The organism is Kitasatospora sp. NPDC023118 (genome assembly GCF_055560875.1).
On sequence record NZ_JBVHHW010000009.1, the window covers coordinates 209,135 to 231,006 of the forward strand.

The 21,872-nt window shown below is 73.6% G+C and carries 22 protein-coding genes and 1 tRNA gene; 12 read left to right on the forward strand and 11 right to left on the reverse strand.

Going from position 1 to position 21,872, the window contains the following annotated elements; all coding sequences use genetic code 11:
• Positions 1–68: 68 nt before the first annotated feature.
• On the forward strand, positions 69–1,013 hold the full coding sequence (locus ACZ3UD_RS14455) for a DUF4232 domain-containing protein (protein WP_465586206.1): 945 nt from the start codon (positions 69–71) through the stop codon (positions 1,011–1,013).
• A gap of 42 nt (positions 1,014–1,055) precedes the next feature.
• Here the strand turns inward: ACZ3UD_RS14455 and ACZ3UD_RS14460 are convergent, their stop codons facing one another.
• The 4 genes from ACZ3UD_RS14460 to ACZ3UD_RS14475 all read right to left on the reverse strand — a co-directional run bounded on the left by ACZ3UD_RS14460 (position 1,056) and on the right by ACZ3UD_RS14475 (position 4,063).
• Complete coding sequence (locus tag ACZ3UD_RS14460) at positions 1,056–1,619, reverse strand: YbaK/EbsC family protein (protein ID WP_465586208.1); 564 nt, start codon at positions 1,617–1,619, stop codon at positions 1,056–1,058.
• 117 nt (positions 1,620–1,736) lie between these two features.
• Positions 1,737–2,489 (reverse strand): phosphatase PAP2 family protein, encoded by a 753-nt coding sequence (locus tag ACZ3UD_RS14465; protein WP_465586209.1) that lies wholly within the window; start codon positions 2,487–2,489, stop codon positions 1,737–1,739.
• Between the two features lie 158 nt (positions 2,490–2,647).
• The gene (locus ACZ3UD_RS14470; RefSeq protein ID WP_465586334.1) at positions 2,648–3,439 is read right to left on the reverse strand and encodes a COG4705 family protein; all 792 of its coding nucleotides are present in this window, start codon (positions 3,437–3,439) and stop codon (positions 2,648–2,650) included.
• Positions 3,440–3,511: 72 nt separating this feature from the next.
• The gene (locus ACZ3UD_RS14475) at positions 3,512–4,063 is read right to left on the reverse strand and encodes a hypothetical protein (protein ID WP_465586211.1); all 552 of its coding nucleotides are present in this window, start codon (positions 4,061–4,063) and stop codon (positions 3,512–3,514) included.
• 139 nt (positions 4,064–4,202) lie between these two features.
• Here ACZ3UD_RS14475 and ACZ3UD_RS14480 point away from each other — a divergent pair, with 139 nt between their 5' ends.
• From ACZ3UD_RS14480 to ACZ3UD_RS14490, 3 genes are all read left to right on the forward strand, one after another.
• A complete protein-coding gene (locus tag ACZ3UD_RS14480) occupies positions 4,203–4,880 on the forward strand; it encodes a response regulator transcription factor (protein WP_465586212.1) in 678 nt (225 codons plus the stop codon).
• Positions 4,881–4,911: 31 nt separating this feature from the next.
• Complete coding sequence (locus ACZ3UD_RS14485; protein WP_465586214.1) at positions 4,912–6,336, forward strand: sensor histidine kinase; 1,425 nt, start codon at positions 4,912–4,914, stop codon at positions 6,334–6,336.
• A gap of 144 nt (positions 6,337–6,480) precedes the next feature.
• Complete coding sequence (locus ACZ3UD_RS14490) at positions 6,481–7,617, forward strand: NHL repeat-containing protein (RefSeq protein WP_465586216.1); 1,137 nt, start codon at positions 6,481–6,483, stop codon at positions 7,615–7,617.
• 270 nt (positions 7,618–7,887) lie between these two features.
• On the opposite strand, the gene ACZ3UD_RS14495 is transcribed toward ACZ3UD_RS14490, so the two are convergent.
• Positions 7,888–8,547 (reverse strand): HAD family hydrolase, encoded by a 660-nt coding sequence (locus ACZ3UD_RS14495; protein WP_465586217.1) that lies wholly within the window; start codon positions 8,545–8,547, stop codon positions 7,888–7,890.
• A 333-nt stretch (positions 8,548–8,880) separates the two neighbouring features.
• On the opposite strand from ACZ3UD_RS14495, the gene ACZ3UD_RS14500 reads away from it, so the two are divergent.
• Positions 8,881–10,677, forward strand: a complete 1,797-nt coding sequence (locus ACZ3UD_RS14500) for an acyl-CoA dehydrogenase (RefSeq protein WP_465586337.1) — start codon at positions 8,881–8,883, stop codon at positions 10,675–10,677.
• 388 nt (positions 10,678–11,065) lie between these two features.
• Here ACZ3UD_RS14500 and ACZ3UD_RS14505 read toward each other — a convergent pair whose 3' ends face one another.
• Positions 11,066–12,232, reverse strand: coding sequence for an alanine--tRNA ligase-related protein (locus ACZ3UD_RS14505; protein ID WP_465586218.1), 1,167 nt, complete (start codon positions 12,230–12,232; stop codon positions 11,066–11,068).
• A 409-nt stretch (positions 12,233–12,641) separates the two neighbouring features.
• Here ACZ3UD_RS14505 and ACZ3UD_RS14510 point away from each other — a divergent pair, with 409 nt between their 5' ends.
• The 4 genes from ACZ3UD_RS14510 to infA all read left to right on the forward strand — a co-directional run bounded on the left by ACZ3UD_RS14510 (position 12,642) and on the right by infA (position 15,091).
• Positions 12,642–13,286 (forward strand): restriction endonuclease, encoded by a 645-nt coding sequence (locus ACZ3UD_RS14510; RefSeq protein ID WP_465586219.1) that lies wholly within the window; start codon positions 12,642–12,644, stop codon positions 13,284–13,286.
• Between the two features lie 164 nt (positions 13,287–13,450).
• Positions 13,451–13,618, forward strand: a complete 168-nt coding sequence (locus tag ACZ3UD_RS14515) for a hypothetical protein (protein ID WP_465586220.1) — start codon at positions 13,451–13,453, stop codon at positions 13,616–13,618.
• Positions 13,619–13,940: 322 nt separating this feature from the next.
• Positions 13,941–14,738, forward strand: coding sequence for a GNAT family N-acetyltransferase (locus tag ACZ3UD_RS14520; RefSeq protein WP_465586222.1), 798 nt, complete (start codon positions 13,941–13,943; stop codon positions 14,736–14,738).
• A 128-nt stretch (positions 14,739–14,866) separates the two neighbouring features.
• On the forward strand, positions 14,867–15,091 hold the full coding sequence (gene infA, locus ACZ3UD_RS14525) for a translation initiation factor IF-1 (RefSeq protein ID WP_380615024.1): 225 nt from the start codon (positions 14,867–14,869) through the stop codon (positions 15,089–15,091).
• Between the two features lie 66 nt (positions 15,092–15,157).
• Here the strand turns inward: infA and ACZ3UD_RS14530 are convergent, their stop codons facing one another.
• The 3 genes from ACZ3UD_RS14530 to ACZ3UD_RS14540 form a co-directional block, all read right to left on the reverse strand.
• Positions 15,158–15,313: a hypothetical protein gene (locus tag ACZ3UD_RS14530; protein WP_465586225.1), complete on the reverse strand. Its 156-nt coding sequence runs from the start codon at positions 15,311–15,313 to the stop codon at positions 15,158–15,160.
• Between the two features lie 22 nt (positions 15,314–15,335).
• Positions 15,336–16,544: a GNAT family N-acetyltransferase gene (locus ACZ3UD_RS14535; protein ID WP_465586226.1), complete on the reverse strand. Its 1,209-nt coding sequence runs from the start codon at positions 16,542–16,544 to the stop codon at positions 15,336–15,338.
• 364 nt (positions 16,545–16,908) lie between these two features.
• Positions 16,909–17,919 (reverse strand): AraC-like ligand-binding domain-containing protein, encoded by a 1,011-nt coding sequence (locus tag ACZ3UD_RS14540; protein ID WP_465586340.1) that lies wholly within the window; start codon positions 17,917–17,919, stop codon positions 16,909–16,911.
• 285 nt (positions 17,920–18,204) lie between these two features.
• Here ACZ3UD_RS14540 and ACZ3UD_RS14545 point away from each other — a divergent pair.
• From ACZ3UD_RS14545 to ACZ3UD_RS14555, 3 genes are all read left to right on the forward strand, one after another.
• Positions 18,205–18,276, forward strand: a tRNA-Glu gene (locus ACZ3UD_RS14545).
• Between the two features lie 202 nt (positions 18,277–18,478).
• On the forward strand, positions 18,479–19,222 hold the full coding sequence (locus ACZ3UD_RS14550) for a G1 family glutamic endopeptidase (RefSeq protein ID WP_465586228.1): 744 nt from the start codon (positions 18,479–18,481) through the stop codon (positions 19,220–19,222).
• A 243-nt stretch (positions 19,223–19,465) separates the two neighbouring features.
• Entirely contained in the window at positions 19,466–19,684 is a 219-nt protein-coding gene (locus tag ACZ3UD_RS14555; RefSeq protein ID WP_465586230.1) for a hypothetical protein, read from the forward strand.
• Positions 19,685–19,908: 224 nt separating this feature from the next.
• Here the strand turns inward: ACZ3UD_RS14555 and ACZ3UD_RS14560 are convergent, their stop codons facing one another.
• Positions 19,909–20,652 (reverse strand): dienelactone hydrolase family protein, encoded by a 744-nt coding sequence (locus ACZ3UD_RS14560; protein WP_465586231.1) that lies wholly within the window; start codon positions 20,650–20,652, stop codon positions 19,909–19,911.
• Between the two features lie 257 nt (positions 20,653–20,909).
• Positions 20,910–21,821, reverse strand: coding sequence for a LysR family transcriptional regulator (locus tag ACZ3UD_RS14565; protein ID WP_465586233.1), 912 nt, complete (start codon positions 21,819–21,821; stop codon positions 20,910–20,912).
• Between the last annotated feature and the right edge of the window lie 51 nt (positions 21,822–21,872).

Genomic DNA, 21,872 nt, shown 5'->3' on the forward strand with positions numbered 1-21,872 from the left:
CAGGGCTGTTGCAGTGGAAGTGGCGCCGCTCACAGCCGTCCGGGTTTGGTTCGTGATCGCATCGTCCGATGCACCGGTTCGAGAAGTCCACCCTGTTGACGGGCCGTCGATCGGTCGCGGTCGTCGCGGTCGCCGGCGCCGCCGCCCTGCTCGTCGGTTGCGGCTCCCGACTCGGCGAGGCCCCGGCGGCGTCCGGCGTCGGCGGGCCGTGCGGGGCGCCGTTGGCCTCGGCGTCCGGCAGCGCGCCGGAGACGAGCGGGCTCGCCCAGGGCGGGGTGCGGATCACCGCCGTCAGCTCGAAGTGCGCGGAGTACGAGGTGACCAACCGGGGCGGCGAACCGTCCGATGTCACCGTGGAGTTCAGTCGGCTCTCGGCGGCCGGGGCGGCGCTGGACAGCGTGACCGACACCGTCGCCGGGCTCGCCCCGGGCGCCACCGAGAAGAAGCGGATCGACCTGCAGGGGCGCGGCCCGGAACGGCCGGGCGCCGGGCCGAGGGTGAAGATCGCCAAGGTCCGCAGCGTGCCCGGCGCCGAGGCCCCGAAGCCCGGCGGCCCCTGTCCGGCGTCGGGGCTGCGGCTGTACGCCGACCAGGGCGACGCCGCGATGGGCCTGCGGGTGGTCGGCCTGCTGCTGCGCAACTGCGGCACGTCCACGGTGACGGTCAACGGTTACCCGCAGCTGCAGCTGCTCGACCTGGAGCACCGGCCGGTCGACGGGGTGCGCATCCAGCCCGGCGGCGCCGGGATCGCCACCGGCACCGGCGCGGACACCCCGCCGCGGGAGATCGAGCTGCGCCCGGGGGAGGGCGCCCGCGCCACCCTGGTGTGGCGCAACACCACCGAGGCCGGCGAGCCGGTGAACGCCCCCTACGTCCGGGTCCGCGCCACCCCGGACGGGGCCCCCGTGATGGTCACCCCGGAGCTCGACCTCGGCACCACCGGGCGCCTCGGCGTCGGCGCCTGGTCCCGGGACGACGGCACGGAGCCGGCGACCGGGCCGCGGGCGGGGTGACGGGGCGTCACGGCGGTGGGCGGGTGAACCCGTCCGCCGCCCTCAGCCGGCCAGGCCCGGCAGGACCTCGGCGCCCGGCAGCTGGGCCAGCGTCCGGCCGGGGAGGATGAGCTTGCCCCGGCGCCGGCCGCTGCCGATCAGGACGTACGGGGCCTCGGCCACCGCGGTGTCGATGAGCAGCGGCCAGTCACCGGGCAGGCCGACGGGGGTGATGCCGCCGTACTCCATGCCGGTGAGCTCGACCGCGGTGTCCATCGGGGCGAAGGACGCCTTCCGCGCCCCCAGGTGTGTGCGGACGGCCTTGTTGACGTCCACCCGGGTGGTGGCGAGGGCGAGGCACGCGGCCATGGTGACCTCCCCGGCGCGTTTGGCCGCGACCACCACGCAGTTCGCGGACAGCTCCAGCGGCGCGTCGTACGCCGCGCAGAAGACGGCGGTGTCGGCCTTCTCCGGGTCGGTGTCCACGTAGAGCACGGAGGCGGCCGCCTCGCGCGCGTCCCAGTTCTTCAGGGCGTCGGCCACGGGGGCGGCGAGGTCCTCGCACGCCTGCAGCGCGGGGACGACGGTCGGGAAGTTGCCGAAGGGCGCGCGCACGGGCTCACTCATGGCAGGGACTGTAGCGCGGCCCGGAGCCCACGCCGGACGGCGGCCCTGCGACGGGGGCTGGCATTGTCGGATGATCCTCCGACCGGTGCGGCAAGGCGCGCGAGATCCTCATACGGTCTAAACCTCGGACGACCCGTCCGGCTCCCCGGCGCCCGGCGGCAGTGCGGTGCGTCGCACCGGGGGCAGCACCGCCGTGCCCACGGCGAGCCAGGCGCAGCCGAGCAGCCAGCCGCCGAGGACGTCCAGCGGCCAGTGCACCCCGAGGTAGATCCGGCTGAGGCCGACCAGGGCCGCGAACACGGCGGCGCCCGCGGCGGCGGCCCGGGCCGCCGCCGGGTGGGCCCGGACGACGGCCATGGCCAGCAGCCCGGCGCAGACCGCCGAGGTGAAGGAGTGTCCGGAGGGGAAGGAGTAGCCGGAGGCGTCGGCGGCCCAGTTCGCCCGTGGCGGCCGGGGCCGTTCGAAGGCGTACATCAGGCCCAGCCGGACGAACTGGCCCGCGACCAGCCAGAGCACCGGGGCCAGGAAAGCGGGGAGGGCCCGGCGCGGAGGTCGGGGTGCAGGCATGGCCCGGACGGTGACGGCCCCGGCGGCCAGGGCGAGGAGGTACGGAACCACGCCGGAGCCGAGGCCGGTGATCACGACGGCCACCGCCCTGGCGGCGCCGGGCCGGTGGGTCGCGCTCCAGGAGTCGGCGCTGCGCTCGAAGTCGAACGGCGCCCAGTCCTGGCCGGCCAGCAGTGCCGCCAGGGCCGCGAACAGCAGCACCGCGGCGCCGGCGACCAGTGGCCACCGGCGCCGGGCGGCGCGGGTCACGCCGCGGTCCGCCAGCGCCACGGGACGCAGCGGGCCCGGCCCGCCGACCGTCATCGCGCACCCACCGGGATCGGCTCCGGCACGACCGTGCTCGCCCCAGGGAGTGGTCCGGCATCCGGCCGGTCGACGGCCGGAGGGCCCGACGGAAGGCTCATCGCGTGCTGCGCCCTTCTCGGAGCCGGGCCCGCGCGGGCCCGACGGCTGATCGGAGGTCAGGCCAATGCTCGGTCCTCGCGGCGTCCGGTCGCGCTCAGCCACGCCACGGCCGCCACGATGATCACCGCGAGCACCAGGCTGACCGGTCCGGTGCCCAGGTCCAGGCCCCCGCGCTCGTGGCTGACGCCGGCCCAGTCGGCGAAGCAGGCGCCCAGCGGCCGGGTGAGCACGTAGGCCCACCAGAAGGTCAGGACCGGCGACAGGCCGGAGAGCCGGTGGGCGAGCGCCGGCACCGCGATCAGGGCGGCGAACAGCAGTCCGGAGGGCAGGTAGCCCCAGCCCAGGGTGGCCGCGGTCAGATCGCCGACGGCCGTACCGAGCGCGAAGGTGGCCATCACCGCGCACCAGTAGAAGACCTCGCGGCGGCCGCCCGCGACCGTCTCCACCGCGAGCGTCCCCTCGGTGCGCCGCCACAGCGCGAACACCAGGGTGAGGACCACGGCGAAGGCGAGCGCCGATGCGACGTACGGCACCCCGAGGGCGACGTGCGCGACGTCGGCCGCCATGGTGCCGAACACGCTCACCATGATCACCGCCGCCCAGTACACCGCCGGGACGTAGCGGCGGGCCCGCGCCTGGGCGAACAGGGCGACGGCCAGCAGCAGCCCGGCCGAACCGACCGCCGGGACGGGCCCGAGCACCCGGGCCAGGTAGTCGGAGGTGGTCTCGCCCATGCCGGTGGTGAGGATCTTGACGACCCAGAACACCGCCGTCACCTGCGGGACCTTGCTCAGGACCGGCCCCGCGGGCACGGTCCGGCGGCGCTGGGCCGCCCGGGGGGTTGTCACGGCGCCCAAGACGACGGCGCTCCCTTCTGTACGGCGCGGCCGGGACGCGCCCAGCCGATGGTCGGGGGACGGTCAGTCGCCGAGGACGGTGTTGCCGGTGACCGTGCCGGTGGCGCCGTCCACGGTCACCGCGTGCCGCACGCCGTCGGGGCCGAGGACCACGGCCTTCCAGGCCCGGCCGCCGCCCTGCTCGCCGACCGGGGTCAGCGACTCGACCTTGCCGCCGGAGACCGCGGCCGAGGCCTTGGCCACGGCGTCGGCCGCGTCGGTGGCGGGCAGCGGCGCCGGTGCGCCCGCGCCGGCCCGGCCGTCGGCCTCGTCACCGCCCCGGGCTTCGCGGCCCTGGTGGCCCTGCCGGTCGCCGTGCCGTCCCTGGCCCTCGTGCCGTCCCTGGCCCTCGTTCTGCTCCTGGTCGCCCGCCGCCCACCTGCGGCCGTCGCCGTGGCCCTCGTGCTCGTGGTGGACCGCCACCGCGGCCGCCGCGCCGCCCAGCACGACCGCCGCCGCGCCGACCACGACCCAGCGCTTCGACCGGCCGCGCACCCAGCGGCCGGCCCGGCCCAGGCCCGTACGCGTCCTGCCCGCGCTCTTGCGCGGCTCCGCGCCTTCCATGGGCTCGCTCACAGCACCCACCCCGCTCCTCGACCAGGCCCGGGCCTTCCCCGGGCGAGACGCACAGGATGTCCGGGCGTTGCTGAAGATCAGCTGAAGACCTGAGGACCTCTTCAGCCTCCCGCCGGGACGACCTGCGACCCTGGTGGGCATGCGCGTACTGGTGGTGGAGGACGAACGTCGGCTGGCCCTGGCCCTGCAGCACGGGCTGGCCGCCGAGGGGTTCACCGTCGACGTCGCCCACGACGGCCTGTCCGGGCTCGCCCAGGCCATGGAGCACGCCTACGACGTGGTCGTGCTCGACATCATGCTGCCCGGCCTCAACGGCTACCGGGTGTGCTCGCGGCTGCGGGCCTCCGGCAGCGACGTCGGCATCCTGATGCTCACCGCGAAGGACGGCGAGTGGGACGAGGCCGAGGCACTGGACACCGGCGCCGACGACTACCTGTCCAAGCCGTTCTCCTTCGTCGTGCTCGTCGCCCGGCTGAAGGCGCTCGCCCGCCGGATCGGCAGCCGGGCGCCCCGGCGCACCGTGCTGGGCGACCTCGTGGTGGACTCCGCCGCCCGCACCTGCACCCGGGGCGGCGCGGCCATCGCCCTCACTCCGCGCGAGTTCGCCATCCTCGACCACCTCGCCCGCCGGGCCGGCGAGGCCGTCTCCAAGCGGGAGATCCTCGAAGCGGTCTGGGACAGCGGCCCGGACAGCGACCCCAACACCGTCGAGGTCCACGTCAGCGCCCTGCGGCGCAAGATCGACACCCCGTACGGTCGGGCCGCGGTGCAGACCGTGCGCGGCGCCGGCTACCGACTGGCGGCCGACGGTGGCTGACCCGACCAACGGAGCCGCTCCCCGGTCCGCGATGCCGCACCGAGCACGCACCGCCGTCACACGCCTCGCCCGGCACCCCCGCGTCACGGCCCTCGCCGCCCGGCTGACGCCGCGCTCCGTCCGCGCCCGCACCACCCTCGCCGCCTGCCTCAGCGTCGCCGTCGTCCTCGCCGTCGCCTCGGGCGCCGTCGTCCTGCTGCTGGGCGCCAACCTGGCCCGCATCGTGGAGGACGGTGCCCGCGAGCAGGCCCAGGCCGTCGCCCGGCAGGCCGAGGACGGACGGCTGGGCAGCCAGCTCCCGCTCGACCACGGCACCGACTTCATCCAGGTGGTCGACGCGAGCGGCCGGGTGGTCGCCGCCAGCCAGAACCTCACCGGCCACCCCGCGGTCGCCCCCAGCGGCCACCCGGACGGCCGCAGCACCTTCAACCTGCGCGCCCTGGGAGACGAACACCACCAGCGCGTCACCACGCTGACCGCCACCACCCCCACCGGCCCGGTCACCATCCACGTCGGCGCCTCGCTGCGCACCATCGACGCCGCCGAGGACCTCACCGCCGCCGCCCTCGCCGGCCTGAGCACCGTCCTGCTGCTCACCGTCGGCGCCCTGACCTGGCGGGCCACCGGCCGCGCCCTGCGGCCGGTGGAGGCCATCCGCGCCGAGGTCGCCGCGATCGGCGACCGCGATCTGGACCGCCGGGTGCCCGAACCGCGCAGCGACGACGAGATCGCCCGGCTGGCGGGCACCATGAACGCGATGCTCGGCCGCCTCGAAGCCGCCGGGCACCGACAGCGCCGCTTCATCGCCGATGCCTCCCACGAACTGCGCAGCCCTCTCACCGTGCTGCGCACCCAGCTCGAAGTAGCCATCGCCCACCCCGACCCCGAGGTCCGCGCCGACCTGGTGGCCGGCGCCCTGGAGGACACCGGGCGCCTTCAGGCCCTCGCCGCCGACCTCCTGCTGCTCGCCCGGTTGGACGCGACCGGCCACGACTGGCCGGGTGAACCCGTCGACCTGGTGGAGCTGGTGGGGACGACGCTCGCGGCCCGCGGCACCGAACCCCACCCCGTCACCGTCCACCTGCCCGCCGCCGTCACCGTGCCCGGCAACCCGCTGTGGCTCGGACGGCTGCTCACCAACCTGCTCGACAACGCCCAGCGGCATGCCCGAAACCGCGTCACCGTGCGCCTCGCCGCCGACCCCGTCTCGGGCCAGGCCGTGCTGGACGTGGCGAACGACGGGCCGGCGATCGACGCCGCCGACCGGGAGAAGATCTTCGAACGCTTCGCCCGCCTGGACGACGCCCGCAGCCGGGACGACGGCGGTACCGGCCTCGGCCTCCCGATCGCCCGGGACATCGCCGCCATCCACGGGGGGACGCTCGCCGTGCTGGACACACCCGGGGCGACCACCTTCCGGACTCGCCTGCCCGGCATAGTGCGTCACGCAGGGTGACCGGCAGTTTGGCGGACGTCGTCGGGCGGTCCGCGCCGGCTTGTGCCTAACGTGGCGTCCTGGGGGCCATGTTGAGCAATTCCGCGGGTCGGGGCGCCGGGAGAAATCCCGGTGGGCCGGTCCGCCCTCCAGAAGGCAGTACACATGAAGCTTCGGGCATGTTCCAGCGCGCTGGTGACCGCCGCGCTGACCCTCGGTCTGACCGCCGTCGCGTCCCCGGCCGGGGCGGCGGACCCGCCGCCGTTCCTGGACCGGCTGCACACCGTGTCCGCCGTCGCGTCCACCGTCCCCGCGAACGGCGACGAGAACCCGTACGGCACGTTCACCATCCGGGAGAGCATCGGTGACCTGCACCGGGGCAACGTCCTGGTCAGCAACTTCAACAACGCGGGCAACCTGCAGGGCCTCGGCACCACGCTGGTGCAGATCACCCCGGGCGGCACCAGGACCACCTTCGCCACGATCGACCCGAGCCACCTGCCCGGGCCGTGCCCGGGCGGGGTCGGCCTCACCACGGCGCTGACCGTGCTGCCCGGCGGCTGGGTCGTGGTCGGCAGCCTGCCCACCGCGGACGGCACGGCGGCCACCGCGCGGGCCGGCTGCCTGCTGGTGCTCGACAAGCACGGCACGGTGCGCGAGACGATCTCGGGCAACGGCATCAACGGGCCGTGGGACATGACCGCAGTCAGCACCGACAAGCGAGGCGGGGGGAGCGAGCGGACCGAGCTGTTCGTCACCAACGTGCTCAACGGGACGGTCGCGGCCGGGGGCCAGCAGGTCAACCAGGGCACGGTCCTGCGGATCACCCTGTGCGCCGAAGGCGACCAGCCGCCGCAGCCGGTGGCCACCACGGTGGTCGGCTCCGGCTTCCCCGAGCGGACCGACCCGGTGGCGCTGGTGGTCGGCCCGACCGGCGTCGGCCTCGGCCACGACGGCACCCTCTTCGTCGCCGACACGCTGCTGAACCGGATCACCGCGATCCCGAACGCGCTGACCCGGAACGACAGCGCGGGCATCGGGCGGGTCATCACCTCGGGCGGCAGCCTCAACGGCCCGCTGGGGATGGCGATCACGCCCAAGGGCGACATCCTCACCGTCAACGGCGGCGACGGCAACATCGTCGAGACCACCGAGCGCGGCCGGCAGGTGGCGACCAAGCAGATCAACAACGAGGGCACCCCGCCCGGCGCCGGCGCGCTGTTCGGCCTCGCCCTGGACCTGGACCACGACGCGGTCTACTTCGTCAACAACGTGGACAACGCCCTCGACGTCCTGCACTGAGCGGGCCGGGAGCGCGGCGCCCGGGTGTCAACGGGCGCTGCGGGCAGGCCGGTTGCACCCATCGGGGCGGCCCTCGACCGTGACGGCGGTCGAGGGCCGCCCCTGCCGGTGGGGCGGTGCCGGTCCGGCCCGGGGCGATGACGGCGACGGCGAAGCCGTCCGCGGCCAGCCGCTTGGTGACGCCGACTCCGATGCCATGGGCCGCATCCGTGACGACGGCAGTGCGGGGTGCTCATGGCCAACTTCTCGGTGGTGGCGGTGGATTGTGGTTCAGGGGCGGGGGCGCAGGCCGGGGACCAGCTCGGCCAGCGCGGCCCGGGTGGTGGCGGCGTCGGTGTGCAGCAGGGCACGCATGCCGACCGCGCGGGCGCCCAGCACGTTCGGTTCGGCGTCGTCCACGAACAGGACCCGCCCGGCGGGGAGGCCGAGCAGCTCCAGGGTGAGCCGGTAGATCGGCGCCAGTGGCTTGCGCAGGCCGACCTCGCCGGAGATCACGACGGGCTCCAGGAGCCCGTCGATCAGCGCGCGCGGGTAGGTGTTGCCCCAGCTGTTGGACAGCAGGGCCACCCGGATCCCGAGCCCGCGCAGTTCGCCGGCCAGCTCGAACATCGCGGGGTCGGGCCGCATCCCGGCGAACAGCCGCTCCAGCACGCCGACCGGGTCGACCGGTCGGCCGTCGACCGTGGTCAGCTCGGCGGCGAGCAGGGCGTCGAACCGCTCGACCGTCAACTCGCCGGTCTCCAGCCGGTGGACGGGCGTGCCCTGCTCGGCGTCGCGGGACAGCCAGGCCTTGAGCGCGCGGGAGAACGAGGCCGGCTCGATGCCGTCGGCTTTGAGCCAGGCCGCGATCGACTCGCGGACCGGCCCGGTGAGGACGCCGCCGTAGTCGAACACCACGGCGTCCACGGCGGCGGTGGCGGCTCCGGCCATGAGCTCCCCCTTTGATGTGACTAAGCGCTTGCTTAGATCCAAAGGGTGGTGCAGGATGGCCCGGGCGTCAACCGGTTCGGGCTCGCCGGTCGGTGTGTACCGGATCACACCTTCGCGCGCCGAGCGGACCCGCCCCGGACCATCCGTCCCCGGGAAGGCGACAGCCCCCGCTCCGGCGGTGCGGCGTTTCCTGACGCATCTCGACAGCGACCGGGGTGTGGTGGTGGCATGGCGGGCGGCAGGGGAACACCCCCGCTGCCCGGCCCTGCTCCTGCCGGCTCTCCCGCACTGCTCCGCCCGTTCCTGTTGCCCTCCCCGATCGGACGCCTCACCTTGGACTCCCTGCTGCTCTCCCGCCGCGACCTCGAATTCCTGCTGCACGACTGGCTGAACGTCACGGCCCTCACCCGCCGCCCCCGTTACGCCGACCACGACCGGGACACCTTCGACGCCGTTCTGGAGCTCAGCGAGGCCATCGCGACCCGGCACTTCGCCACCCACAACAAGAAGAACGACGCCGAGGAGCCCCGCTTCGACGGCGAGCGGGTGCACGTCATCCCGGAGGTCAAGGAGGCGCTGCGGGTGTTCGCCGAGGCCGGACTGGTCGGCGCCACCATGGACTACGAGGTCGGCGGCCAGCAGTTGCCCGTGGTGGTCGCCAACGCCTGCCGGGCCTGGTTCCAGGCCGCCAACATCGCCACCGCCTCCTACCCGCTGCTCACCGTCGGCAACGCGAACCTGCTGCTGGCGCACGGCAGTCCGGAGCAGGTCGACACCTACGTCCGCCCCATGGTCGAGGGCCGCTTCTTCGGCACCATGTGCCTGTCGGAGCCCCAGGCCGGCTCCTCGCTCGCCGACATCACCACCAAGGCGGTGCCGCAGGACGACGGCACGTACCGGATCAGCGGCACCAAGATGTGGATCTCCGGCGGCGACCACGAGCTGAGCGAGAACATCGTCCACCTGGTGCTGGCCAAGATCCCCGGCGGCCCGGCGGGCGTGAAGGGCATCTCGCTGTTCATCGTGCCCAAGTTCCTGGTCCGGCCGGACGGCACCCTCGGCGAGCGCAACGACGTGGTGCTGGCCGGCCTCAACCACAAGATGGGCTACCGCGGCACCACCAACACGATGCTCAACTTCGGCGAGGGCAAGAACACCCCGGGCGGCGCCCCGGGCGCGGTGGGCTACCTGGTCGGCGAGGCCCACCACGGCCTCGCCTACATGTTCCACATGATGAACGAGGCCCGGATCGGGGTCGGCCAGGGCGCCACCGCGCTCGGCTACACCGGTTACCTGCACGCCCTCGACTACGCCCGCACCCGCCCCCAGGGCCGTCCCCTCGCGGCCAAGGACCCGAACGCCCCGCAGGTGCCGATCATCGAGCACGCCGACGTGCGCCGGATGCTGCTGGCGCAGAAGAGCTACGTGGAGGGCGCCCTCGCCCTCGGCCTGTACTGCAGCCGTCTGCTGGACGAGGAGGTCACGGCCGAGCAGGAGCCCGCCCGGGCCCGGGCGAAGTTGCTGCTGGACGTCCTCACCCCGATCGCCAAGAGCTGGCCCTCGCAGTGGTGCCTGGCCGCCAACGACCTCGCCATCCAGGTGCACGGCGGCTACGGCTACACCCGCGAGTACAACGTCGAGCAGTTCTACCGCGACAACCGCCTCAACCCCATCCATGAGGGTACCCACGGCATCCACGGCCTGGACCTGCTCGGCCGCAAGGTCGTGATGGACGGCGGCGCGGGGCTGAAGCTGCTCCTGGACACCCTCACGGCGACCGCCGTGCGGGCCGCGCGGCTCGGCGGCGAGGCGGCCGAGCTGGCCGCCGCGTTGCAGCGGGCCGCCGCCCGGATCGGGCGGACCACCGCCGTGCTCTGGTCGACCGGGGACCCGGCGACCGCGCTGGCCAACGCCTCCACCTACCTGGAGGCCGTCGGCCATGTGGTGCTGGCCTGGATCTGGCTGGAGCAGTACCTCGCTCTGGGCGGCGGCACGAACGCCTTCCACGAGGGCAAGCGGCAGGCCGCCCGGCACTTCTTCCGGGTGGAACTCCCCAAGACCGGCCCGCAGTTCGACCTGCTCGACAGCCTGGACCGGACGGCGGGGGACTGCCGGCCCGAGTGGTTCTGATCCGGGCCCCGGAGTCCGGCAACGAGCACTTCGCCGCCGTGCTCGCCGCCTCCTACCTCAGCGCCTCCGGCTCAGCTCCTCCGGCGTCATCGTCACCGCCGAACCCGAACAGGCCGCCGCCCTCGCCACCCGCATCCGCGCCGGGCACGCCGACGTCCGCGAGACCGCGGCGGCGATCCGCACCTGGTACCGCTGAGCCGTCCGGCCCGTCAGCGGTGGGTCGTCAAGTGTGCCTCATGACCGTTCACGGCCTCGTGGCCCAGATATTTCCTCGACTTCGGCTACGGCTTCGCCTTCGTCAGCCCGGACCACCGGGAGGCTGCTGCTCCTGGGAGTGCTCGTGAGCGCGGCCCACCCCGGTGCTCGGGCTGTCGAAGACCACGGCCCGTCACTGCGGGCGCAGGTTCAGGACGAGGTCGCGCGGCAGGCCGTGGGTGTCGTGGAGGTAGTGGAGGTCGTCCTCGCTGAGCGGGCCGCGGAACCGGGGCCGGGACAGCACCTGCCGGCCGCGTTCCAGGAGGCGGCCGAACCGGCGCTCCTCGTCGAGCAGCACCTGGCGGACCACGTCCGGGCCCACGTCCTGGCGGAAGTGGTCCAGGGTGTGCCGCACCAGTTCGTCCGGCAGGTCTCCGAGCCCGCGCCGCGGGTCGTCCCGGCGGAGTACGGTGAGCACCCGGCGCACCAGGCGGCGCAGCACGTAGCCGCGGCCGGTGCTGGACGGGCGCACGCCGTCGCCGATGACGACGACGGCCGAGCGCAGGTGGTCGCAGACCAGGCGCAGTGACGGTTCGTCCAGCCGCCACAGGAGCGGTACGAGGCGGCGCCAGGGGTCGAAGACGTCGCACTCGAAGACGGACGGCCGGCCCTGCAGCAGCGAGGAGAGCCGTTCCAGGCCGAGGCCGGTGTCGATGTTGCGCTGGGGGAGCGGGACGAGCGAACCGTCGTCGAGCCGCCGGTGGCGCATCATCACGTGGTTCCACACCTCGACCCAGCGGTCGTCCCGCGTGGGCGTCGACTCCGGCGGGGTGTCGCCCGTCCACAGGAAGATCTCCGAGTCGGGGCCGCACGGGCCGGTCGGTCCGTTGGACCACCAGTTGTCCTCGACGGTGAGCTCGACCGGGACCCCGCGGTCCTGCCACAGCTCCAGGGAGGCGGTGTCCGGGCCGACCCGGTCGTCTCCGCCGAAGACGGTGACGTGGAGCAGGCCGGGATCGACACCGAACCCGTCGGTGAGCAGTCCGTAGCCCCAGTCGAGGCTCTGCGGGCCCTCGTAGTCGCCGAGCGACCAGGTGCCGAGCATCTCGAAGACGGTGAGGTGGGTGCGGTCGCCGACCTCGTCGAGGTCCGTGGTGCGCAGGCAACGCTGCACGTTGACCAGCCTCCTGCCGAGCGGGTGCGGGCGCCCCTCCAGGTAGGGCGTGAGGGGGTGCATGCCCGAGGTGGTGAACAGCACCGGGTCGCCGGGCGGGGGCAGCAGGGTCGAGCCGGTGATCCGGCGGTGGCCGCGCTCCTCGAAGTACTCGATGAAGGTGCGGACGAGCTGGTCGGTGTTCATGGGGTGGCTCCTTCGCGTGTGTGCCAGGGGAGGAGGCACCGGACGACGAGTCCACGCGATCAACGGAACCGAGGAGGGAACGCCTCGAAACCACCACCGGCGGACCGTTTCCGGTCGCCGAGGGGAAGGGAGGTACGTCAGGCGGCGGCAACCGGCGAGCTGGTCGCTCGCGCGGCTGCGGTGATGCTTCGGTCCATGACGTCCATGCCTTTGAGGCTAACGCCGTGGGCGCACCCCGGGCCACTCGATTTGTGAACGGGTGGGCTGACGGCGAAGGGGTGTTCGGCCGTCGGGCGCCCGGATCCGGATAATTCGGGACCGCCGTAGGGGGAGTTCGCCGGGATCACGGGCGGCCGGGTGGCGGTGGCTTCTACGCTCGCACGAACACCGTGGCGCGAGGGGGAATGCCGTGGCTCGCAGGCCGGTCCGACGACGTCGGTCGAACGCCGCCCGCCTGGCTCGGCAGGCCTGGGACAACGCGCTGCTGGTGGGTGTGGTGGCGGTGGTCGGGCTCATTCTGCTCTCGCTGCTGGTGCGGTGGTTGGCCCATCACCTGGTGCCGGTCGTCGTGGTGCTGGCCGTGGGCGCGGCGGTGGGCGTTGCCGTGCTGCGCGCCCGAGTGCTCTCCAGGCAGCGGGAGTTGGCGGCGCGGGCGGCGCAGTTGCGGCACATCGGACCGTTTCTGACGATGACCCCGAAGGCCTTCGAGCACGCGCTGGCGGACCTGTGCCGGCGGGACGGCTGTACGAAGGTGACGGTGGTCGGTGGAGCCGGGGACCTCGCGGCGGACGTGCTGGCGACCACGCCCACCGGGCAGCGGATCCTGATCCAGGCGAAGCGGTACGGGCCACGGACCATCGTCGGCTCCGATGACGTCCAGAAGGTCAACGGCACCTACCGCGACGTGCACCGCTGCGACCTGGCCGCCGTGGTGACGACGAACTCGTTCACCAAGGCCGCCGCCGCGTTCTGCGCGCAGGTCGGCATCCGCGCCGTCGACCGGCGGGCGCTCGCGCTGTGGGCGGAGGGGACGGGCAGGCCGCCCTGGGGCTGAGCAGCCGCCAGTGGGCCCAGTGGCTCCCCGCAGACCATGCCGGTCTCGGTGACGTTGACGGACGAATGCACGCTGTCGACCCATGTCGACGGTGAGTGCGTCTACTGCCTACGGCTCAAGATCGCGAGCTCATCCGAGCAGGTCCTGTTGTCCTACTCGGTCTCGTGCGACCGACCGGCTGTCGCCCGGAGGGCCAGCCGGCCGCCTCGGCTGACGACCTGACAGCCGGGGCCAGCTGGACCAGCACCATCTACCTCCAGGGCCCGGCCTGGCTCGACGGCGTCCCGTCCTGCTCCGCCCACCTCCCGGGCGAACCACCGCACACCGCCTGACCACCACCCCGCAGCCGCCCCAAGGGGCACCCGGCCGGGTCCGCACAGGGGGGCGGACCCGGCCTGCGGCGTGCCCTGCCGCACCGGGTCGCCGAGACTTCCGTCCGGGCTCTTCCGCAACCGCCGCCGGGGCGGCTCGATAAATGGGTTGGGCGGGCCTGCCGGTGGCTGTTACTGTCTGCGCAGCCGTGAGACAACGCGAGGAGGTGAGACCCATGAAGGCTGTATCCGTGTGGGTGCTCCCCCTTTCCGTCACGGCGGGCGACTGACCTCAGGTGTCGCCCGGGAGCGCCTCGAACAGGCACTCTCGAAAGGCAACGCCATGAACGTTTCTGATTCCATCCCGGGCACCGGCAACCACGAGATCGCGGTCATGCGGGTGTCGGACACGGAGTGGCACGCCGTGGAAGGCGACCAGGTGGTCGGCCGCGGTGATGCTTCCCTCCGGCCCGACGGCCGGCTCTTCGTCAGCATCGACGCGTGGCACGGCGCCGTGTTCGGCCGCATCGCCGAGGCGATGCCGGCGGACCTGCCGGCGCCGCTGCACGCCGTGGCGGACGAAGCAGACCACGACTCGGTGTCCGCCTGGCAGCGGGCCGGCTTCACGACCGTGCGTCGCGAGTGGGGCTATCTCATACCCACCGATCCGCAGGTCACCGGGCTCGGCGCGGTGCGGCCTCCGGCGGGCGTGGTGATCGTGCCCGTCGGGCAGGCGGAGGAGGCGCCGCTGCGCGCCCTGGACCAGGTCCTGCACACCGAGATCGAGGCCGGCGTCGGCTGGGCGGCGATGCCGGCCCAGGTGCTGCCGCGCCCGGCGGGGACCACGGTGGTCGACCCGTCGAAGTACGCGGTGGCCCGGCAGGCCGGCCGGTACGTCGGGCTGCTCCGGGTGGCGCCACTGACCCGGCAGCCGCGGATCGGGCTGGTCGCCGTCCGGGCCGCCGCGCAGCGGCGCGGCATCGCGCGGGCGCTGCTGGCCGACACGCTGGACGCGCTGCACCGCTCCGGCACGACCTCGGTCTGGGCCGAGGTCACGGAGTCCAACGCGGCCGCCACCGCCCTCTTCGAGGGCATCGGCGCCCGGCGCGTGAACAGCACCCTGGAGTTCGTGCGTCGTTGACGCCCCACAATGCCCCACGATGCCCTGCGACGTCCTGCGGCGCCTCGTCACGCCCCGCCACACCCCATCACGCTTTTCCGAACCGACCACAGCGTCACACGAACAAAGAGAACAAAGAGGTGAGAGCCATGACCAAGACAGCCAACGGCATAGAGGTTGAGGGCACCGTCGTCGAGTGCCTGCGCAACGCCAACTTCAAGGTGGAACTCCCGAACGGGCACATCGTGCTCGCCCACATCAGTGGGAAGGTCCGGAAGAACCACATCAAGATCCTCCCGCACGACCGGGTGCTCGTGGAGCTCAGCCCCTACGACCTCACCCGCGGCCGGATCCGCTTCCGCTACCGGTCATAGTGGATGCGCCGCCGGCCGTGGCGGGACCACCACCCGGATGGTGGTCCCGCCACGGCCGGCGCGTGCTCAGTGGGTCAAACCGTGCGGCTCGGCGGCGAGTTCGGCGCGGACGAGTTCCAGCAGCCGCCCGGTCCAGTTGCGTCCGGATCGGTCGTGCTGGCTCCAGTGGCGGGGGTCCGCGGCGGGGAGGTGCCCGCCTGCGTAGAGGCCGCCGGTGCGCACCCCGTCACCGGGCGCCGGCCGGTCAGAACCAGTGCAGGCAGTGCGGGGGACGCTCGGCACTGAACAGGGCGTCGGCGAGGGCGGCCGCGCCCGGGCGGTGGGCCCGGATGTGCCCGGCCCGGACGAGGGTGCTCGGGACGGTGCCGCCGAGGTAGACCGCGCCCAGGTCGCGCAGGTCCAGGGACAGGTCGGGCTCCCGGTCCGTCGGGACGCACTCGGCCTTGCCGTCCCGGACGGTCAGCAGGTAGCGGTCGTGCTCGCCGAGGAACGGGTCGTCGACGTCGAGGACGAGCTCGCCGTCGACGAACCAGCCGCGCGTGGTGAGCGCGCGCGGGACGTCCAGCAGCCGCACCCAGAGCCAGTCGGTGTCGTAGCCCACCTCGGCGGCACGGAAGTCCGCGAGCTGCCACCGCAGCGGGTGCCCGGGCGGGAAGTGCTTGAAGACCACCTTGGCGACCAGGTCGTGCTGGAGCAGGAACCGGGCCAGGGCCGTGGTGACGGCGTCGTCGGCGGCGATGGTCTCGTCGACGTTCAGGGTCTCGCCGTCGAGCGAGTAGCTGGCGTACCCGTCCGGGAGGCCGTCGGCGTCCCGGTGGACGGCGACGTAGCGCGGGGCCGGGGCGATCGGGGGCTGTCCCGCGCCCAGGGCCCACCAGCGGTGCGGTCGGGACAGCGCGCCGGGCTGGGTGCGGCGGTACCGGTCGTAGACCTCCTCCAGGATCTCGACGCACTCGGCGCGCCGGAGCACCTCGACCGAACCGGTGTCCGCGCTGCCGGCCCGCGGGGCGGCGAGGGCCGCCTGGTGGCGCGGCACCGTCAGCCGCCCGGTGTACGTCGCCGGGCCGTAACCGAACCTGCCGTATATCGGGGCCTCGGAGGCCAGCAGCACGGAGAGGAAGTCCCCCTGGGCCCGCAGCTCGGTGAGCTGGTGCCGCATCATCGCGGTGAGCACGCCCTGGCGTCGGTGCGAGGGCAGGACGCCGACAGCGGTCACCCCGGGGGCCGGGACGATGATCCCACCGGGCAGGGTGAGTTCGAAGGAGTACGAGCCGGCGGTGCCGACCGGCCGCCCGTCCGCCGTCACGGCGAGCAGGTTGCGGTCCATCTCGGTCGCCGACCACCAGACCCCGCCGCCGCCCTCGGACGGGGTTTCCGGGAAGCGCCCGAACGCGGCATGGAGGGTGTCGACGAAGACGTCGAGGTCCTGCTCGGTCGTGGAACGGATCTCCATTGCTGCCGCTGCCTCCCCTGGGATACCGGCACCGCGTGGTGCCCCGCCACAGTCCAGCGTCGACCCGTGGACGGGTCAAACGAATTAATACGCGCGAGTGGGCACCGCCCCCGACGAGTGGACGCAGCGCCAAGGAACTGTCGACGCAGCGCCAACACGGCCCGGCCGTGGCCTGACATCCTCCCGGAGGAACACAACGGCGCCCACGCCGCCGTCCACCTCCGCCCCGGGTTGGGCCGGTCCGACCCGGGGCGGATGACGGGAACGGGCCGGTGGCCCGGCACGCTACGGGGGTGCGTGCCGGGCCGCCGCGCCGCCCGTACGAGCCGGTCAGGTCCGCCGGACCGGGCGCCCGCCGCCGCTACTACTCGCCCGGGCTGCCGGACAGCGCCCGGCGGCGGTGCTCGCTGGGAGGGATCCCGTAGGCGGCCCGGAAGGAGCGGGTGAAGTCGGAGGCGCGGGGGATGCCCCAGCGGGCGGCCAGGGCGTGGACCGGCATGGCCCGCAGCGCCGGGTCCGCGAGGTCGCGGCGGGCCTTCTCCAGCCGCTGGCCACGGATCCAGGCGGCGACCGTATCGCCCTGCGACTGCTGGGTGAAGAGGCGGTGCAGGTAGCTGACGGAGATGTGGTGCGCGGTGGCGATCACGGACGGGGAGAGTTCGGGGTCGTGCAGGTTGCGCCGGATGAACGTCCGCACGCTCTCCACCAGGGCCCGTTGCCGGGCGTCGTCCGGGACCGCCGCCTCGGCGTCGAGCTCCCGGGCCAGCCAGGCGGCCATCAGGTCGACCACGATCGTCCCCAGCCGGGGTGCCTCGACCGGCCCGAGGGCCGTGGCCTGCCGGTCCAGGCCGACGAGGAACTGCGCGAGCAGCGCGCGGGTGCCCTCCTGCCCGGAGAACGCCCGGCCCATCAACTCGCGCAGGCGGCGAGGCGGCAGCGGCAGCAGGGACACGGGGAAGTCCACGCCCACGGCCTCGATCCGGGGTTCCGCACGGCCGGCGGCGCGGACGCCGAGGCCCCGTACGTCGTACGGCTGTGAGCTGTCGAGCACGTACAGCTCACCCGGATTGAAGGTGGTCGTCGGTGCGCGGTCGTCGCGCGTCAGAGACAGGCCGCCGTCGAGCACCAGCGTCAGGTGGTACACCCCCGGGTCCGACCGCCGCACCATCTTGGCGGTCCGTCGGAACCGCGCGGGCGGGAAGGACGACCTGAGGAGGGTCACCGGCCCCAGCTCCAGGCGCCGCATCTCCGCCTCGAAGTCGTCGGCGTGCGCACTGGTCATCTCGCTGTCCCGGGTCCGCCCGACCAGCTCCCGCCAGCAGTCGAACCGTTCGTTCGCGGGCAGGTCCTCGCCCGTGAACACACTCCCCGTCATTGCGGTCACGTCCACCGCTCCCTCCTGCACGCTTCCCTCCTGCGCACGCTCTCCTCCGGACGGCCGACGTGGCCTTCCCCTCACATCATGGCGAGGCCTTACCCCCACATCATCAGGCCCGGTGACTCGCCCGAGCGTAAGGGGACGGTGACGGTACGACGCCTGCCGGGGTGGCGGCCGTCGGCCCCGGCGGCCGCCGATTTTCCTCTTCCGATCATCTGCTGGTAACTTCTTCCTCGTCGGCAGGACAAGATCACGGAAGTGGTCGAAGACCGGCCGGAGCAGGCGTCGGTGGTGCAGCGGTAGCACGCCCACTTTCAGTGGGAGGGGTTCGTTCGATTCGGGCCCGGCGCTCCAACTCGCAGGGGCGGAAGTCGACTTCGACTTCCGCCCCTGCGGCGCTCCCGCGTTCGTCGGGCGGGCCGACGGGCGGTGCCGGATGCGGCGTCACCACGGGCGGAACTCGGCTTCGTTATCGTCCCGTGACGCCCCGCTTTCGCCCGGCGGGTCTACCTTTGTCGACGCTCGGCCAACTCCACGCCCCCACAAGGGAGTAGTCATGTCCGTAGCCCGTCGGCGCACCCTCGCCGTGTCCGCCGCCCTGCTGACCGTCCTGGGCGCCGCCGCACCGACCGTCGCCGCCACCGCCCCCACCCTCGTCCAGGCCCCGCTCGCCCACCACGGCGGCGGCCTCCTGCACAGCACCAGCGGCAACTGGGCCGGCTACGCCGCCACCGGCAGCCGGTTCACCAGCGTCAGCGCCAGCTGGGTCCAGCCCACCGTCACCTGCTCCGGCGGCAACACCTGGTCCAGCTTCTGGGTCGGCCTCGACGGCGACGGCAGCAACACCGTCGAACAGACCGGCACGGAGGCCGACTGCTCGAACGGCTCCCCGGTGTACTCCTCCTGGTACGAGATGTACCCGGCCTACCCGTCCAACTTCAGCAACACCGTACGGCCGGGCGACCACTTCACCGCGAGCGTCACCACCAACGGCAGCGGCTCCTTCACCCTCACCCTCTCCGACACCACGGCCGGCTGGAGCCGCACCGTCAACAAGTCCCTCAGGAGCGCCTCCCTCGCCTCCGCCGAGGTGATCGCCGAGGCGCCCTCCAGCTCCTCCGGGGTGCTCCCGCTCTCCGACTTCGGCTCGGTCTCGTTCACCGGCGCCACCGCCAACGGCCAGAGCCTGGGCGGCTTCTCCCCGGACGGCATCACCATGGCCTCCGGCGGCGTCACCAGGGCCACCACCTCCGGGCTGAGCGGGGGCAGCTCCTTCTCGGTGACCTGGAAGCACAGCTGACACGACGGACGGGGCCGCGCCGCCGAGCCTTTCGCTCGGCGGCGCGGCCCTGCCGCTTGAGCAACCGGGCCGCGCCGCCGAGTCGCACGATCCGGCCGCCGCCGAGCGTTGCCGGCCCGCGTCCCGCGCGCCGCAGGCGGGGAGTCCGAAGCCGGACATCGGTTACACCGCACTGAACCGGTTGCCCTTCCCCTGCGCGAATGTCCCGCCTGTCGCCCTCGGAGCCGTTCGGTGCGGTATTCCATGACGGTCTTTCCGGCCGTCACCGGATTTCACCACGCCTCCGCCGCCCGAATCCGGACGGCTCCCGGAAGGCGCTTCACGGTCGAGGACGTCCGGGCCTCGGTCGACACCCTCGTCATCAACTACCGCAACGAGCGCGGGTGGGCCGTCGCCGAGGTCCTCACCTTCCGCGACGGCCTGGTCTGCCGCGGCTTCGGCGCCTACGGGCCCGCGGTGTGAGGAGGAGACCGGCTGGATCCGCTGGCCCCTCCCCTGAGCTCGTCTCCTCAGGCCGGCTGGGTGGCCTCCCGGGCCTGGGCGGGGTGGGGCAGGGGCGCGGTGGTGCGGCGGGCGTGGAGGACGGTGGCTCCCAGGGGCCCTCGTGCGGGTTGTAGCCGCCGCCGTCGGGGGCGGCGCCGTGCCGGGCCAGGAGTGCGCGCAGGGCGCGCAGGGCGAGCCGGTCCTCAGCCGTGCGTCAGGGTGCGGCCGAGGAGGGGCAGCAGGCGCTCCCAGTGCAGCCGCAGTCCGGCGGGGCTGAAAGCGTCGGTGTCGGACATGGTGAAGCCGTGGACGGTGCCGGGGTAGATCTCGGAGGTGTAGTCGACGCCCGCGGCGTCCAGGGCGCGGTTCAGCTCGCCGAGGGTCTCGGGCGTCATGTCGGTTTCGGCGTGGCCGAGGTGGACCTGGGCGGTGAGCTTGGAGACGAGGCGGTGCATGTCGGGCCCGTCGGCGCCCACGGGGCCGTGGAATCCGGCGACGGCGGCCACCCGGCCGGGGTGGGCCGCGGCGGTGCGCAGCGCCAGGAGGCCGCCGATGCAGTAGCCGGTCACGGCGACCGGTCCGGCAGCGACCTCGGGCTGGGCGGTGAGGAAGCCGAGGTAGGCGTCGGCGTCGCTGAGGACGCGTTCGGCGGTGTGCGTCGTGATCAAGGGCATCAGCCGGCCGACGACCGCGGGCCGGGCCTCGTCGCCGATGTACTCGGGAAGCTCGACCACCGGTGTCGGGCCGTGCCGGTAGAAGAAGTTGGGGACGAGTACGTAGTACCCGTGCCCGGCCAGTTCGCGGGCCATCTCCCGCAGCACGGGCCGGATGCCGAAGGCGTCCGCGTACATCAGCACCCCGGGGTGCCGCCCGTCGCGGTCGGGGTAGGCGGCGAAGGCGTCGGCGTGGCCGTCCGCGGTGGGAATCGTCAGCGTCTTGGTGGGCAATGGAGGTCTCCTGTCGTCGTTGACGTGTCGAGCGTGTGGTCAACACGACGGAGGCGGAGCCCGCGCGACGGCGCCGGATCCTCGATCGAACTGCGGGCCCACGGTGGCCCGTACGGCGCTCAGCGGAGCGCCGGGTCACCAATTCGTGTGTGGCGCAAGGCCGTCCCGGTAGTCATCGCCGGACACCATAGTCCACCGGACCGGCCGATGCCAGCCTCGATTTTCCCGAACGCCGCCGGGATGAAGGGCGGTGGCGCTCAGCCGTGGGCGGTGGCCGGGCGGGCGCCGACGGGGTTGAGCGGGGCGGCCTGGAGGGTGACGGCGATGCCGGCGAACTCCTCGATCAGCCGGCTGCTGCGGTTGCGGTCCCATGCCAGCGCCACCTGGTTGGGCGGCAGGCCGTGGACGGGCAGGTGGGTGACGTCGGGGCGGGTGTAGAAGGTGGCGACGGAGAGCGGCAGGATGACGATGCCGTGGCCGGCGGCGACGTACTCCAGCTTCTCCTCGACGGTGCGGATGGCCTGGACGGAGGGCCGCGCCCGGCCGTCCCGCAGGGTGGTCGCGTCCTGTGCCGGCAGGACGGCCTCGGGGTTCTGCAGCAGTTGCTCGCCCGCGAGGTCGGCGAGGGTGACGGCGCTCAGGCCGGCCAGCCGGTGGTCGGCGGGGAGCACCACCACGCGGGGTTCGGTGAGCAGGGGGAGGACGGTCAGTCCGCGCTGGTCGACCGGCAGCCGGAGGTAGCCGACGTCCACCCGGCCGTCGTTGATCACCTGGACCTGGTCGTCCCAGCTGGTGCGGAGCACCTCGACGGCCAGCTCGGGGTGGTGCTCCGACATGACCCGCACCGCCGGGGTGACGATCAGGCCGGGCATGAAGCCGACGGTGAAGCCGAGCGGCCCCGAGCCGCCGGCCCGGGCGGCCCGCCGGCGGACCGCCTCGGCGTTCGCCAGCAGCGGTCCGGCGTCGGCCAGCAGCTGTTCGCCGGCCGGGGTCAGCCCGGTGGTGCGCCTGGTCCGGACGAACAGCTGGACGCGCAACTCCCGTTCCAGTGCCATGATCTGACGGGACAGTACGGACTGGGCGATGTGCAGCTCCTCGGCGGCCCGGCCGAAGTGCTGCCGTTGCGCGACGGCCACGAAGTAGCGCAGTTTCCTCAGGTCCAGGTCCATCGGGCATCACTCCTCAGTTGTGATGCCCGCAGGGTATGACAGCTTCGGGAA

Excerpts from the sequence above, each read along its gene's own strand:
- ACZ3UD_RS14480 (WP_465586212.1), top strand. The coding sequence starts at position 4,203 with ATGCGCGTACTGGTGGTGGAGGACGAACGTCGGCTGGCCCTGGCCCTG.
- ACZ3UD_RS14485 (WP_465586214.1), top strand. The coding sequence starts at position 4,912 with ATGCCGCACCGAGCACGCACCGCCGTCACACGCCTCGCCCGGCACCCC.
- ACZ3UD_RS14505 (WP_465586218.1), bottom strand. The coding sequence starts at position 12,232 with ATGAACACCGACCAGCTCGTCCGCACCTTCATCGAGTACTTCGAGGAG.
- ACZ3UD_RS14535 (WP_465586226.1), bottom strand. The coding sequence starts at position 16,544 with ATGGAGATCCGTTCCACGACCGAGCAGGACCTCGACGTCTTCGTCGAC.
- ACZ3UD_RS14495 (WP_465586217.1), bottom strand. The coding sequence starts at position 8,547 with ATGGCCGGAGCCGCCACCGCCGCCGTGGACGCCGTGGTGTTCGACTAC.
- ACZ3UD_RS14465 (WP_465586209.1), bottom strand. The coding sequence starts at position 2,489 with ATGACGGTCGGCGGGCCGGGCCCGCTGCGTCCCGTGGCGCTGGCGGAC.
- ACZ3UD_RS14490 (WP_465586216.1), top strand. The coding sequence starts at position 6,481 with ATGAAGCTTCGGGCATGTTCCAGCGCGCTGGTGACCGCCGCGCTGACC.
- ACZ3UD_RS14540 (WP_465586340.1), bottom strand. The coding sequence starts at position 17,919 with ATGACGGGGAGTGTGTTCACGGGCGAGGACCTGCCCGCGAACGAACGG.
- infA (WP_380615024.1), top strand. The coding sequence starts at position 14,867 with ATGACCAAGACAGCCAACGGCATAGAGGTTGAGGGCACCGTCGTCGAG.
- ACZ3UD_RS14555 (WP_465586230.1), top strand. The coding sequence starts at position 19,466 with ATGACGGTCTTTCCGGCCGTCACCGGATTTCACCACGCCTCCGCCGCC.
- ACZ3UD_RS14460 (WP_465586208.1), bottom strand. The coding sequence starts at position 1,619 with ATGAGTGAGCCCGTGCGCGCGCCCTTCGGCAACTTCCCGACCGTCGTC.
- ACZ3UD_RS14520 (WP_465586222.1), top strand. The coding sequence starts at position 13,941 with ATGAACGTTTCTGATTCCATCCCGGGCACCGGCAACCACGAGATCGCG.
- ACZ3UD_RS14550 (WP_465586228.1), top strand. The coding sequence starts at position 18,479 with ATGTCCGTAGCCCGTCGGCGCACCCTCGCCGTGTCCGCCGCCCTGCTG.
- ACZ3UD_RS14455 (WP_465586206.1), top strand. The coding sequence starts at position 69 with ATGCACCGGTTCGAGAAGTCCACCCTGTTGACGGGCCGTCGATCGGTC.
- ACZ3UD_RS14565 (WP_465586233.1), bottom strand. The coding sequence starts at position 21,821 with ATGGACCTGGACCTGAGGAAACTGCGCTACTTCGTGGCCGTCGCGCAA.